The following is a 13703-nucleotide window of genomic DNA, read 5'->3' on the forward strand; positions in this document are numbered from 1 at the left end:
ATCGTCTACGATAAGGATGGATGATCGGCTGTCAAAGGATTGAAGCGGGGAACCGGCTGCCATTCCGCTCCGGCGGTGATTTTTTTATTGGCCGAATAGGTGCCTGTGGGGTAAATGAATGCCCGGTGCCGTAACACACGTCGAGGTCTACCGGTTTTGGGCACCCATCGTCATCTCAATCCGGACCCGGGAGAAGCAGGCCGCCGCCGCCCCGGTTTCTCTCCGGCCATCAGTGAAAGGAAGATCCCGTGTCATCCACTGCCATTCGTTATTTACTGGCCAGACCCCTGGCCATACCCTTCGCCGGCGGTCTTCTGCTGGTAGCCGCCCTGATCCTGATCGATTGTCCCAACGGCCCCATCTGTCCGGTCATTGACAAAGGTCTTGCTGCCGGACTGGACACATATCTCCACCTCCCCGTCCCGGCTGGACCCGATATCCGGCCACCGGCCGCGTCCCTGGTCCCGCTGGCCCTCAGCGGTGCCGTGTGGCTGATTCTGACAGCGGTTTTCATCCTGCGCCGTCCCCTTCTGCCCGTCGCGTCGCTGCTCCTGCTCGCGGTGATGATCGGGGCCGACATCCTCCTTGTCCAGATCAAGGGATGGCTTGTCTCTCCGTCCCTGCCCCTGCTTTCGGTCCTGTTGTATACCCTCTTCCTGACCGGGTTCGGGTCGCTTCCCCTCCGTTTGCGGCGTTCCTTCCGGATGCACCGGCAGGGCAACTTCCAGCAGCGGGTGCTCGAATTGCTGGCGACGCTGGTCGAAACGAGGGACCCCTCATGTATCGGTCATATCGCCAGGATGCAGAACTATGTCCGGGTCCTGGCCGAGCGCCTGGCGCGCGGCGGCAGGCATGCCGCCATTCTGACCCCGCGCTACCGCGAGCTTCTGGTCCTTCTCTGTCCGCTCCATGACATCGGCAAGGCGGCGGTGCGGGATGCCGTGTTGTTGAAGCGGGATCGGCTGACGGAGGAGGAGACGGTGGAGATGCAGCGGCATGTGGAACACGGTGAGGCCCTCCTGCAGGCGGTTAACTGGCGGGCGGTTGATCGGGAATTCGTCGAACTGGCACTGGACATCATCGGCAGCCACCATGAGCGTTGGGACGGCGGCGGCTACCCCCGCGGGCTCCGGGGAGAGGAGATCCCGCTGGCCGGGCGGATCGTCGCCGTCGCCGAGATCTACGACGCCCTGATCAGCCGCCGCTGCTACAAAAACGCCTACACCCGCGAGCAGTCGCGGGCCATCCTGATGAAGGGAAAGGGAACCTCCTTCGAGCCGGCCCTGGCTGACGCCTTCCTCGAGGTTGAGGAAGAGTTGTGGAAGATCAGTCTGACCTACAGCGATACCGCCGATATGTTGGAAGGGATGCGTCCCTGAAAAAATTGACTCACGGGCCGGCGGCGAGGACGGGGATACAGGGTTCGCCGTCGCAGGCATGGATCTCGATCGAGACATGCGACAGCGTGGCGACCTGCTGCAGCAGGTCCTTGTAGTGGTCGATCGGCATCGGCGCATGGGTGACGATGGCGATGATCGCGGCGTAGTCGGCCGGACCGACCCGCCAGATATGGATGTCGGAGACCCGGTTGTCCCGGTCGCGTTCGATCGTCGACCGGATCGTTGTCAGAATCTCCCTGTCTATGCCGCTGTCGAGCAGGATCGGACCGGTCTGCCGCAGGAGGGAGAGCGACCAGCGGGTGATGACCACCGCCCCGACGATCCCCATCAGCGGGTCGAGCCACTGCCAGCCCAGGTACTTGCCGAAGACAAGGGCGACGATGGCCAGCACCGATGTCAGGGCGTCGGCCATGACGTGGAGATAGGCCGCCCTGAGGTTGTGATCGTGGTGGTGATGTCCATGTCCAGCCCCGTCGCCATGGTCGTGACCGTCGTCATGGTGGTGGTGATCCTGCAGCAGGAAGGCGGAGGCGATGTTGACGGCCAGGCCGAGACAGGCGACGGCGATCGCCTCGTTGAAGCGGATGGTCTGGGGCTCGGCCAGGCGCAGGAGCGATTCGGCCATCATCATCAGGGCGACGCTGGCCAGGGCGATGGCGCTGGCGAAGCCCCCGAGGACGCTGACCTTGCCGGTGCCGAAGGCGAACGAGGGGTTGCCGGCGTTCTTCGCCGCGTAGCGGTAGGCGAAGATGGTGATGAGGAAGGCGGCGGTGTGGGTGCCCATGTGCCAGCCATCGGCGAGCAGGGCCATCGAGCCGAAGGCGAGGCCGGCGGCGATCTCGGTCACCATCGTCAGGGTTGTCAGGTAGAGGACCAGGCGGGTCCTTTTCTCGCCGTGCCGGCTGACGGCGTTGAAGTCATGACTGTGCTGCCATTGTTCGATCGTGTGATTGTGCATGGATATCGTGGGTGGAGGTGTCGTCTCCGGTGGGAGACGGCAAAGCGTACCGTCTCGTCCACCGGGACCGGGCGGGTTTCAGGCTTTCTCTCTCCGGCCTGCCAGCAGCACGCCGTCCTTCAGGGTGCAGCAGCGGTCCATGCGTTCGGCCAGGTCCATGTTATGGGTCACCATGACGGTGGCAAGCGAACGTTCACGGCACATGCCGTGCAGCAGGTCGAAGACCAGGTTGCCGGCGCGGCTGTCGAGATTGCCGGTCGGTTCATCGGCGAGGAGCAGGGCCGGCTCCATGATCAGGGCCCGGGCCAGCGCCGTCCGCTGCTGTTCGCCGCCGGACAGTTCGGCGACGCGGTGGTCGCGACGGTGGTCGAGTTCGACCCGGGCCAGCAGTTCCCGTGCCGCCGGTTCGATCTGGGACTTTTTCCTGCCGGCGATCAGGGCCGGCATCATCACATTCTCCAGGGCGGTGAATTCCGGCATCAGGTGGTGGAACTGGAAGATGAAGCCGAGGGCGCTGTTTCTGAACCATGCCAGTTCCCGGTCGTTTTTCCTGGCCAGGGAGTCGCCGTTGAACAACAGTTCGCCCCCCGAGGGGGTATCGAGGGTGCCGAGGATCTTCAGCAGCGTGCTCTTGCCCGAACCCGAGGCGCCGACGATGGCCAGCATCTCCCCGGCCTCGACCTCGAGGTTGATCTCGTGCAGCACCGTCAACTCCCCGTCGCCGACCGTAAAGGTCTTCGATATCGCCCTCGCCTCGAGCAGCGGCCTCATGACAGCACCTCGGCGGGCCGGACCTGGGCGGCCTTCCACGACGGGTAGAGGGTGGCGGTCAGGGTGATGATGATCGAACTGACGGCGACGATGGCGACGTCGAGCGGCAGTACCTTGATCGGCAGGGTGGTCATCGGATAGACGTTCGAGGGCAGCTCGATGAACTGGTAGCGGGACAGGATCTCGCACAGGCCGAGGCCGCCGATCACCCCGAGGGTGGTTCCGGCCAGGGCGATGACCGCCCCCTGGAAGAAGAAGATCCGCATGATCGAGGTCGAGGTCGCGCCCATCGACATGAGGATGGCGATATCGCGTCCCTTCTCCATCACCACCATCACCAAAGCGCTGATGATGTTCAGCGCCGCCACCAGGATGATCAGGGCCAGGCAGATGAACATGCCGATCTTCTCCAGTTTGAAGGCGGCGAAGAGGTTGTGGTTCATCGACATCCAGTCCTTGCCGATGAACCCGGGCCCCAGTCCGGCGACGAGCCGGCCGGCGACCTGGTCGGCCCGGTTCAGCTCCCGGTCCTCGATTTTGACCTCGATGCCGTGGACGATATCGCCGCTGCCGAGAAAGGCCTGGACGTTGGCGATCGACATGTAGGCCAGGGTCGAATCGTACTCGAACATTCCCGATTCGAAGATCCCGGTGACCAGGCAGGTCTTGACCTTGGGGATGACACCGGTCGGGGTCAGGGGCCCCGAGGGCGAGATCAGCCGGACCCGGTCGCCGACCCCGACCTGCATGTCCTGGGCCAGGTTCTTGCCGAGAATGATGGGCGGTATCCTTGCCGTTTCGTCCTGGACCAGATCGCCGATGCTGCCCGACTTCATCTGTGTCGGCAGTTTGATCACCGTTGCCGCCGTCTCCGGGTCGATGCCGCGCAGGACGACGCCGGTACCGCCGCTGGTGCCGCTGAGGAGGGTCTGGGCATAGAGATAGGGGGTGGCGGCAACGACGTTGTCGGCGTCGAGAATCTGCTCGCGGACCTGGCGGTAGTTATGGATGCTGCCGCCGACCTGCTGGACGATGATGTGGGAATTGATGCCGAGGATCTGGTCGCGCAGCCCGTCGGTGAATCCCGAGTAGACCGAGAGGACGACGATCAGGGCGATGACCCCGACGGTGATGCCGGCGACGCTGATCAACGAGATCAACGAGATGAAGCCGTGCCGGTGCTTGGCCTTGAGATACCTGCGGCTGATGAACCACTCGTACATTTCAGCCCTCTGCCCCTGCCGCTTCCCGGTCCTTTGCCGCTCCCCTGGCCTCCGGCTTGAGGTGGGGGAAGAGGATGACGTCGCGGATCGACGGCGCATCGGCCAGCAGCATGACCAGCCGGTCGATGCCGATGCCTTCGCCGGCGGCCGACGGCATCCCGTACTCGAGGGCGCGGATGTAGTCCTCGTCCAGTACCGGATGGACCTCCTCGTCGTTGCCGCGCTCGGCGATCTGCTTTTCGAAGCGCCGGCGCTGGTCGACCGGGTCGTTCAGTTCGCTGAAGGCGTTGGCGATCTCGCGGCCGGTGATGAACAGCTCGAAGCGGTCGGTCACGGTCGGGTCAACCTCGTTGCGGCGGGCCAGCGGCGACACCTCGGTCGGATAGGAGGTGATGAAGGTCGGGTCGATGAGCAGTTCCTCGACCAGCAGTTCGAACAGCTCGGTCTTGGCCTTGCCGACCCCGGCCTGGGGCTCGAGCTTGATCCCTTTTTCCTGTGCCAGGGCAAAGACCGCCGCCTCATCGGCGAGCACCGCCGGGTCGAGGCCGGCGATCTCGACCAGGGCCTGCTCCATGGTCAGCCGCCGCCAGGGCGGAGTGAGGTCGACCGGCGTCCCCTGGTAGCTGATCTGCAGCGTGCCGTTGACCTCCCGGCAGATCGACGCGATCAGCTCCTCGGTGAGGTCCATCAGGTCGTCATAGGTGGCGTAGGCCTGGTAGAACTCGAGCATCGTGAACTCCGGGTTGTGGCGGGTCGACAGGCCTTCGTTGCGGAAGTTGCGGTTGATCTCGAAGACCCGCTCGAGACCGCCGACCAGCAGCCGTTTGAGGTAGAGCTCGGGGGCGATGCGGAGAAAGAGGTCCATGTCGAGGGCATTGTGGTGGGTCCGAAACGGCTTGGCGGTGGCGCCGCCGGGCACCGGCTGCATCATCGGCGTCTCGACCTCCATGAAGCCGTGATCGTTCATGTATTGCCGGACCAGACGGATGATCTCGACCCGCTTGCGGAAGGTCTCGCGGCTCTCCGGAGTGACGATCAGGTCGACATAGCGCTGCCGGTAGCGGGTCTCGACATCGGTCAGGCCGTGCCATTTCTCCGGCAGCGGTCTGAGCGATTTCGAGATCATGGTGATGGTCGAGGCCATCAGCGACAACTCGCCGGTCTTGGTCTTGAACAGGGTGCCGACGACCCCGACGATGTCGCCGATGTCCCATTTCTTGAAGATGTCGTACTGAGCCTCGCCCAGGGCATCGCGCTGCAGGTAGACCTGGAGTCGGCCGGAGGCGTCGGCGAGATGGCAGAAGGCGGCCTTGCCGAACTTGCGCAACGACAGCACCCGGCCGGCGATGCTGTAGCGGCTGTTGCCGGGTTCGGCCTGTTCCGGCTGCAGGCTGTCGCCCCTGGGCAGCAGGTCCTGCACCGAATTGGCAGGCTTGAAGGAGTTGCCATAGAGGTTGACGCCAAGGGCGGCGAGGGCGTCGGCCTTCTCCCGGCGCTGGGTCAGTACTTGGTTGTCCTTGTTCATGGTCCGTGATGGGCTGAGATTGACCGAAGGTCTTCGGCAGGCTATAAAAAAAAGCGGCAGAATCTGCCGCTTCTCCAGGTACACGAGTACCCTACGACTTACCGGGATTCATCCGCGCTGTCAATTCTTTTCCAATAGGGCGACGGTCTCGATATGGTGGGTCTGGGGGAACATGTCGACCGGCTGCAGCCGCCTGACGGTGAAGCCGGCGGCGAGCAGGTCGCCGAGATCGCGGCACAGGGTCGCCGGATCGCAGGAGATGTAGACCAGGCGGCGGCCGGTGAGCTCCGCCAGCTGCCGGGCCAGGCCGGGGGTCCCCTGGCGCGGCGGGTCGATGACCACGCAGTCGAAGTCCGGCCCTTGGGCGGCCAACTGGTCGCAGGCGGCATGGATCGGCGACTGGTGGAACTCGGCATTGCCGAGACCGGCGCGTCGGGCATTGGCCCTGGCGCTGCGGATCGCCGAGCCCTGGCCCTCGATGCCGAGCAGGCGGCGGCATTCCCTTGCCAGCGGGATCGAGAAGTTGCCCATGCCGCAGAAGAGGTCGAGGACCGATTCCTCCGGGCCGGGCGCGGCCAGTTCGACGACGGCGGCGATCAGCCGGCGGTTCTGTTCGAGGTTGACCTGGCAGAAACCGCCGGCCTCCCAGCCCAGCGCCAGCACCGGTCTTCCCGCTTCCGCCGGATAGGTGACGGAAAGGCCGTGGCCGATCTGCGGGTCACGTCCGGCGGCGGGGGTGAGGGGAAAATCCCGGCCGGCGAAGAAGATCCGGTCGATGGGCGCCGACTCGCGGCAGAGTATGGCCGCCTGGTCGAAATCGCGGGGCCGCGGCCGCCGGTTGAGGACAAAGACGCAGACCGTGCCGCCGCCGTCGGGATCGGCCATGATCTCCAGTTCCGTCGTCTGCTGCAGCAGGGAGGAACACGCCGGGTGGGAGCGGAGGGCGGCGAGGGTCCGGTTGACATCGTCGCGGGCGATCAGGCATCGTGCCACCGCCACGATCTCGTGGCGGTGAAAGCGGCGGAAGCCGGCCCGGCCCCGGGAATCGATCTGCAGGCGGATGCGCTGGCGGTAGCCGAAAGCGAGGGGCGAGGGCAGCGGTTCGGCGAGGATGGCCGAAGCTTGCCGCACCGCCGGCTCGGGATGGCGCTCGAGCAGATCGCCGATGATCGCTTTTTTGAGCGCGAGCTGGCAGGGGTAATCGCCGTGCTGCAGGTCGCAGCCGCCGCAGGCGCCGTAGTAGGGGCAGGGCGGCTCGACCCGCCGGGGATGCGGAGTATGGACTCGGACCGCCACCCCTTCGACGAGCGATTTCCCTTCCCGCTCGATACGGACATCGACGGTCTCACCGGGCAGGGCCAACCGGACCATGGCCGCCCGGCCGTCGTCGAGACGGCCCAGGCCGTAGCCGCCGTTGATCACTTTGCTAATCGCGAGGTGATGGATATTCATTTTCCAAATACCGACCAGTGGTGTAGAATATCTGAAATTACACCAGGAATTAAGGCGGTGGGCCGATCTTCCGGGTGCCGCGGGCGACCCGCCCGGATTCTGAACCTTTCATACTATAACATCCTTGTCTTGTCGAAACCTCTTCTTCCTGCTGGCCCTCTTCTTCCTGCTGGCCCTCTTCTTCCTGCTGCCGTCGCCGCTGGCTGCCGCGGTGACGGTCGATGTCCAGGTCAAGGGGGTCAAGGATGCCATCTATGACAATATCCTCTCCCGCTTGAAGATCTTTCTCCACAAGGACAGCCGGCGTCTCACCGCGTTCGAGATCAGGCGCCTGCACCGTCGGGCGCAGGCCGATATCGAGGAGGCCCTGGCGCCGTTCGGCTACTATGCGCCGGTCATCGTCGGCACCCTGGAACAGGAGGGGGACACCTGGAGGGCCGTATATACCGTCAGCCAGGGAGAACCGGTGCGGGTGTCGGCGGTGCGGGTCGAGGTTGAGGGGCCGGGCTGGTCCGACATGGCCGGGGGGGGCGAGGATTTCCCTCTCAAGGCTGGTGATGTCCTCAACCAGCATCTCTACGAACAGGGCAAGAAGCGGCTGCTGCGCTGGGCCTTGCGGATGGGGTTTCTCACCGCCCGCTATTCCCGGAACGAGCTGCGGATCAACCGGATGGCGAAGACCGGCGAGGTCGACCTGATGCTCGATACCGGGCCTCGTTATCTCTTCGGCGTCACCACCTCCGACCAGGAGAGCATCAAACCGGGGCTGCTCGCCCGTTATCTGCCCTACAAGGTCGGTGACCCTTGGGCCCCGGCCAGGCTCTTTGAACTGCAGCGGATCCTCTATGCCACCGATTTCTTCAGCCGGGTGTCGGTGCGGGGCGATATCGGCGCGGCCAGCGACCTGCAGATTCCGGTGACCGTCGAGCTCGAGACGCCGGAGCACCTGAACCGCTACAGCTTCGGTCTCGGCTACGCTACCGACACCGGCGCCAGGACCCAGTTCGAGTGGCGCAACCGCCTGCTCAATACCAGCGGCCACAAGGCGCGGGGGACGCTGCAGGTCGCCGAGCGGGAGAACAAGTTCACCTTCCGCTACGACATCCCGCGCGGCGATCCCCGCTATGACAGCTATGTCATCGGCACCTCCTATAACGACCAGTCGTGGGACCAGACCGAAACCCAGCTGGTGGCCGCCGGCCTGACCCTCGACCATGGCGAGCCCCGCATCCGCTACGGCGCCTCGATCGAGGTGCGGGACGAGCAGTACGATGTCGGGGCCACCAGCGGCACCAGCAAGCTGCTGATGCCGGGGGCGAACCTGGCGATGATCTGGGCCGACAGTCTGCTCAACACCAGAAATGGTCTGCAGCTGGCGGTCAATCTCAACGGGGCGAGCGAGGCGACCGGGTCCGACGCCACCTTCCTCCAGGTCACCGGGTCATCGAAACTCATCCTTTCGCCGTTCAGGTCCTGGCGGCTGATCGGCCGCGGCACCCTCGGCGCGACCCTGGTGGACTCGATCGATGACCTGCCGCCCTCACTCAGGTTTTATGCCGGCGGCGATCAGAGCATCAGGGGATTCGACTACAAGGAGCTGGGCACCAGGGACTCTTCCGGGACGGTGGTCGGCGGCCGCTACCTGGTGGTCGGCAGTGCCGAACTGGAGCGGATCATCAACGAACGCTGGAGTCTTGCCACCTTTTTCGATGTCGGCAATGCGATGGATGATCCCAAGGTCGATTTTGAACAGGGGGCCGGTTTTGGGCTGCGGTTCCGGCTGCCCTTCGGTCAGGTGCGGCTTGATCTGGCGTCGGCGATCTCCGATGAAAACCATCCGGTCCGGCTGCATCTCTCCGTTGGAGGCGATCTATGAAAAAGTTGCTGCTGCCGGTACTTCTGTTGTTTCTTGCGGCCGGGATCGTCGTCTTTGCCGCGTCGCCTACAGGGCTCCGTTCCCTGCTGCGGCTGGCCGCGGATCTCTCGCAGCGCTCGTTCGCCATCGGTCAGGCGGAGGGAAGGCTGTTTTCCGCCTGGCACCTGCGGGGTCTGGAGGTCAAACTGCCCGGGGCCGACATCGTCATCGCCGACCTGGCCTGCAGCTGGCGGCCGACGGAAATCATGAAGGGAAGACTGGCCATCGGCCGTCTCGCCGCCGACGGCATCGTCATCACCCTGAAGAAAGGGCAAGGCGAGCAACCGGCGACCGAGGCGGGGCCTTTCACCCTCCCGGCGATGCTGCTGCCGTTTGCCCTTGACATCGACGAGGTCGATATCGAGGGACTGAAGGTCGTCCTTGCCGACGGCGACATCGCCACCGATATCCACCACCTGCGCCTGGGGCTGAGCGCCGACCGGGAGCGCATCGAGATCCGCGAAGGGGCGGTCGACGCTGCGCGCTACGGGCTGCGGCTCAGCGGTTTCATCGATGCCGGCGCCGGCCGGGCCACCGACGTCATCGGCGCCTGGCGCATCAGCCCGGCCGGCGGCTATGCCGAGATGGCCGGGACCTATTCCGCCCGCGGCCCCATCGGTCGCCTGCAGGTCAACGCGGCGGCGAACCGGCCGGCCGATGTCCGGGTCGCCGGGATCCTGCAGGATCTCCCCGCCGATCCGCACTGGCAGGCCCGGGCCGTCGGCCGCCAGGTGTGGTTCCCGGTGTTCCATGACGGCTGGCCGCGGCTGATGCTGGATGCCACCGTCGACGCCGCCGGCGATTTCGGCCGCTACCACGGCACCGTCAAGGCCGGCGGCTCCTTCCTCGATTTCCATGATATCACCGGGACCGCCGCCGTCGACGGCAGCGGCCGGGGGCTGACCGCCAGGGTCGTGCAACTGAGGTCTCCCGATGGCGAGGTCGATGTCGCCAATCTCGTCCTGGGGTGGATGGACGCCTTCAGCTGGAGCGGCGAGGCCAAAACCAGAACCTTCAATCCCGCCGGATTCGACCAGCGTTTCGAAGGCGTCCTGACCGCCGATCTGCGGTCGACCGGCCATCTCGGCTACGAGGATGCCGACGAACTGCAGACGGAGACCGACGTTCATTCCGTCGAAGGCACCCTGCGTGGCTTCCCGGTCGACGGCAAGGGCCGGATCCGCTCCGATGCCGCGCGCTTCGAGATGGAGGAGGTCTTTGTGCAGAGCGGCGGCTCCTTCGTCAAGGCGGCGGGAACGATTGCCGAGACGTATGACCTGCAGTTCGAACTCGCCTCCCCCGATATCGGCGAGGTGCTGCCGGATGGCGAGGGGGAACTCAGCGCCAGCGGCCGGGTCGGCGGCGACCGGGATTTCCCCGCCCTTGATCTCGAGCTCGATGCGGCCGGCATCCGCTACGGCGGACAGCAGATCGGCCGGATCACCGCCCAGGTCCATGCCGATACCCGAGCGGGCGCCGGTATGGAGGCGACGGTGGACCTCGCGGATATCGACTGGGCCGGGATAGTCATCAACGAGGGGAAACTGCATCTCGACGGAACCACCGAGACGCATGCTCTCTCGGCATCTCTGCACTCCGCCGCCGGCGACCTGCAGTTCGCCATCCATGGCGGGATCAAGGATCGGCAGTGGCAGGGCCGGCTCGAGGATACGATCCTGTCCGGAGCCGATCTCGGCACCTGGCGCCAGCCCGCCGGGGCCGATCTGCAGATTTCGGAGACGGGTGCCGATCTCGTCGGCCTGTGCCTGGCCCGCGACCCGGGGCGGATCTGCCTTCATGCCGATTGGCGCAACGACGAGGCCCAGGGCGGCTGGACGGTCAAGGGTGAGATCGCCGACCTGCCGCTCGAGTTTTTCAGCGACAGGGGGCTCACCCCCTGGCCACTTGCCGGTAACCTCACGGCGGCGCTTGCGGCGAGCGGCGACAGGGAACGGGTGGAGAGCGGCGATTTAACCGTGTCGATTCCGGAGATCCGCATCGAGTCGGGGTTGGCGGAAGAAAATTTCGAAAATGTCGCCCTGCATGACAATGCCCTCGAGTTTCATCTTGCCGACGGCCGGCTCGAGGCGGCACTGCAGTCGCATTTTCAGGACAAGAGCTCGCTGGTGCTGGAGTTGGCGATCGCCGACGCCGGCAACATCTCCGCCTCCCTGCTGCGGCAGCCGGTCAACGGCCGACTGCGGCTCAACTTCCAGGATCTCGGGCCGATCGCTCCCCTGACCGATTTCCTGTTGCGACCGACAGGCAGGATCGACAGCACCCTGGCCATCGCCGGCACCTTGTCGCGCCCGGTGTTCGAGGGGCGCATCGACCTCCAGGATGGACGAATTGCCCTGCCGTCGCTCGGTATTTTTCTCGAGGAGGTCGGGATCTCCCTGGCCGCCGCCGGCGAGGAGGTCGAGATGCAGGTCGAGGCCAGGTCCGGTCCCGGCAAGGCTGCGGCCGAGGGCACTCTCAGCTATGACGACGGGTCCGGGCTGCGTGGCGATTTCGCCGTCACCGGGCAGCAGTTTGAGGCGGTCAGCCTGCCGGAGTACGAGGCCCTCGTCGATCCTGATCTCCGCCTCACCTTCACCCGGGAAGGGGGGGAATTGAGCGGGGTCGTCACCGTGCCGAAGGCCCATATCGCCCCCAGCGAGATGAAGGACACTGTCGCGGTGTCCAGGGATGTGGTCTATACCGATCTGGAGAAGGAGGAAAAGGTCCGGCACTGGCCGCTCGTCTCGCGGGTGGAACTGCGACTGGGCGACGACGTGCGGCTCGAAGGGTATGGCCTGAAGGGAAGGCTGAGCGGCTCGCTGGCCATCCGCGACACCTCGGATACCTTTGTCAGCGGCAAGGGCGAGTTGTCCCTCCACGACGGCACCTTCAACTTGTATGGCCGCTCGCTGGCCATCGAACGGGGTCGGATGTTTTTCAGCGACGGTCCGGTCGACAACCCCGGCATCGACGCCCGCGCCGTTCAGTTTATCCGGGAAAAGAGCGATCTCGGCGGCAACATGACCATCGGTGTCGACGTCAGCGGTTCTCTCCAGGAGCTGGAATTCAAGCTCTTTTCCGATCCGAGCATGGATGAGGGCGATATCCTCGCCTATATGGTGGTCGGTCACTCGATGGCGGATGTCAAGGAGGGGGAAGGCGGGGTGCTGCAGGCGGCGGCCTCGACCATCGGTCTGGAGGAAGGGGCGGGACTGGTGACGACCCTGACCGGGTTGCTGCCGGTCGACGAGATGCATCTCGAAGGAACCGAGGAGGACGGCGATTACTCGCTGGTGGTCGGCAAGAAGCTGACCGACCGACTGTATATCGGCTATGACCACAATTTCTTCGACCAGAAGGGGTCCTTCCTTGCCGGCTACGACCTCGGCCTGGGATTTTCGGTGGTCACCAGGAGTTCCGCCGATTCGAATGCCGCCGATATTTTCTACTCGATCGAACGGTAAGCGGTTCCTCGTTTCATCCTGTCGCTTCACTTTCCTCGAAGCGGTTCTGCTCCAGGTTCTTGACCACCCGGTCGGCGGCGAAGATCGCTCCATTCATGGCGATATAGACCCCGGCCGGCAGGATCTGGACGGCCGCCAGGGCGCAGCCGATGTTGAACACGGCGTCGCTGGTCTTGAACAGGGCCGGTTCCATGGCCCCGGTCAGAACGATGGTCTTGGCCGGGACCGCGGCCAGGCGGCGGGCGGTCGTGATCATCGTGTCGGTCCCATGGGTGATCAGGATGCGCGGGGCGGGATCGGCCTGGACCGTGTCGTAGATGAACCGGCGGTCGGCATCGGTGAGATCGAGGCTGTCCTTGCGCAGCAGCGGGTTGACCGTATAGCTGATCGACAGGGTCAACTCGCCGAGGATTCTGGCGACATTCGGCGGCCCGACCTCATAGCGGCTTTTGGCGTCGAAATAGACCTTGTCGATGGTGCCGCCGACGGTGATGATCGAGACGTGCATGGCATATCCTCTCATTCAGCCTGTCTTTCTTTTGATATAGAGGGTTTTCTGGACCCGGGCCACCGCTTCCCCCTTGTCGTCCTCGATGTTGATCGTGAACTGTGGCAGATACCTGCCGCCCCCTTTGGTATTGATGCGGATCTGACTCAGTTCGGCGTCGGTGACGGCGATGTCGGCGTGCACCTTTCCCCGTCCGGGGCGAAGGAATTCGATCGCGGCCGATCGGTCCCGGACGATATACTCCTTGCCGAGGAGGTTCATCAGCATCAGCATCGGGTGCGGGTCAACCATCGAGTACAGGCTGCCACCGAAATGGGTGCCGACGGCGTTGCGATTGTACCATCGCAGCTGCATCGATAGCCGGATGCGCCGCCAGTCGGTGCTGATGGAGTCGGTATGGATCCCGGCCCCGAGGTAGGGGCTGTAGATATTGAGGATCAGCCTGAATAGCTGTGGCGACAGGTACATGGGGGCTCCTGTACGGTGG

10 protein-coding genes are annotated in these 13703 nt (G+C 64.8%); 3 read left to right on the forward strand and 7 right to left on the reverse strand.

The genetic code is table 11. The features are described 5' to 3' along the window. The first annotated feature begins 248 nt into the window (after window positions 1–248). Complete coding sequence (locus tag ACWGKN_RS01010) at window positions 249–1379, forward strand: HD-GYP domain-containing protein (protein WP_424254472.1); 1131 nt, start codon at window positions 249–251, stop codon at window positions 1377–1379. 10 nt (window positions 1380–1389) lie between these two features. Here the strand turns inward: ACWGKN_RS01010 and dmeF are convergent, their stop codons facing one another. The 5 genes from dmeF to ACWGKN_RS01035 all read right to left on the reverse strand — a co-directional run bounded on the left by dmeF (window position 1390) and on the right by ACWGKN_RS01035 (window position 7329). After that, complete coding sequence (gene dmeF, locus ACWGKN_RS01015) at window positions 1390–2358, reverse strand: CDF family Co(II)/Ni(II) efflux transporter DmeF (RefSeq protein ID WP_424254475.1); 969 nt, start codon at window positions 2356–2358, stop codon at window positions 1390–1392. A 78-nt stretch (window positions 2359–2436) separates the two neighbouring features. After that, the gene (locus tag ACWGKN_RS01020) at window positions 2437–3129 is read right to left on the reverse strand and encodes an ABC transporter ATP-binding protein (protein ID WP_424254477.1); all 693 of its coding nucleotides are present in this window, start codon (window positions 3127–3129) and stop codon (window positions 2437–2439) included. Further along, a complete protein-coding gene (locus ACWGKN_RS01025) occupies window positions 3126–4352 on the reverse strand; it encodes a lipoprotein-releasing ABC transporter permease subunit (RefSeq protein WP_035228768.1) in 1227 nt (408 codons plus the stop codon). Before ACWGKN_RS01025 ends, ACWGKN_RS01020 begins: the two co-directional genes overlap by 4 nt. Window position 4353: 1 nt before the next feature. After that, the gene (lysS, locus tag ACWGKN_RS01030; RefSeq protein ID WP_424254479.1) at window positions 4354–5877 is read right to left on the reverse strand and encodes a lysine--tRNA ligase; all 1524 of its coding nucleotides are present in this window, start codon (window positions 5875–5877) and stop codon (window positions 4354–4356) included. A gap of 120 nt (window positions 5878–5997) precedes the next feature. Continuing rightward, window positions 5998–7329: a class I SAM-dependent RNA methyltransferase gene (locus tag ACWGKN_RS01035; protein WP_424254481.1), complete on the reverse strand. Its 1332-nt coding sequence runs from the start codon at window positions 7327–7329 to the stop codon at window positions 5998–6000. A gap of 124 nt (window positions 7330–7453) precedes the next feature. Between ACWGKN_RS01035 and ACWGKN_RS01040 the strand changes: the two genes are divergently transcribed. After that, window positions 7454–9205 (forward strand): autotransporter assembly complex protein TamA, encoded by a 1752-nt coding sequence (locus tag ACWGKN_RS01040; protein ID WP_452094507.1) that lies wholly within the window; start codon window positions 7454–7456, stop codon window positions 9203–9205. Then, window positions 9202–12708 carry a translocation/assembly module TamB domain-containing protein gene (locus tag ACWGKN_RS01045; protein WP_035228761.1) on the forward strand — a complete coding sequence of 1169 codons (3507 nt, stop codon included), beginning with the start codon at window positions 9202–9204 and terminating at the stop codon, window positions 12706–12708. The genes ACWGKN_RS01040 and ACWGKN_RS01045 overlap by 4 nt, the downstream gene beginning before the upstream one ends. 13 nt (window positions 12709–12721) lie before the next feature. Here ACWGKN_RS01045 and ACWGKN_RS01050 read toward each other — a convergent pair whose 3' ends face one another. Together ACWGKN_RS01050 and ACWGKN_RS01055 are read right to left on the reverse strand one after the other, a co-directional pair. Next, window positions 12722–13216 (reverse strand): asparaginase domain-containing protein, encoded by a 495-nt coding sequence (locus tag ACWGKN_RS01050; RefSeq protein WP_035228760.1) that lies wholly within the window; start codon window positions 13214–13216, stop codon window positions 12722–12724. Between the two features lie 15 nt (window positions 13217–13231). Then, window positions 13232–13684 carry a DUF4442 domain-containing protein gene (locus ACWGKN_RS01055; RefSeq protein WP_035228758.1) on the reverse strand — a complete coding sequence of 151 codons (453 nt, stop codon included), beginning with the start codon at window positions 13682–13684 and terminating at the stop codon, window positions 13232–13234. Between the last annotated feature and the right edge of the window lie 19 nt (window positions 13685–13703).

The sequence above is a fragment of the Desulfoprunum sp. genome (assembly GCF_053613775.1).

Excerpts from the sequence above, each read along its gene's own strand:
- dmeF (WP_424254475.1), bottom strand. The coding sequence starts at position 2,358 with ATGCACAATCACACGATCGAACAATGGCAGCACAGTCATGACTTCAAC.
- ACWGKN_RS01020 (WP_424254477.1), bottom strand. The coding sequence starts at position 3,129 with ATGAGGCCGCTGCTCGAGGCGAGGGCGATATCGAAGACCTTTACGGTC.
- ACWGKN_RS01025 (WP_035228768.1), bottom strand. The coding sequence starts at position 4,352 with ATGTACGAGTGGTTCATCAGCCGCAGGTATCTCAAGGCCAAGCACCGG.
- lysS (WP_424254479.1), bottom strand. The coding sequence starts at position 5,877 with ATGAACAAGGACAACCAAGTACTGACCCAGCGCCGGGAGAAGGCCGAC.
- ACWGKN_RS01035 (WP_424254481.1), bottom strand. The coding sequence starts at position 7,329 with ATGAATATCCATCACCTCGCGATTAGCAAAGTGATCAACGGCGGCTAC.
- ACWGKN_RS01045 (WP_035228761.1), top strand. The coding sequence starts at position 9,202 with ATGAAAAAGTTGCTGCTGCCGGTACTTCTGTTGTTTCTTGCGGCCGGG.
- ACWGKN_RS01050 (WP_035228760.1), bottom strand. The coding sequence starts at position 13,216 with ATGCACGTCTCGATCATCACCGTCGGCGGCACCATCGACAAGGTCTAT.
- ACWGKN_RS01055 (WP_035228758.1), bottom strand. The coding sequence starts at position 13,684 with ATGTACCTGTCGCCACAGCTATTCAGGCTGATCCTCAATATCTACAGC.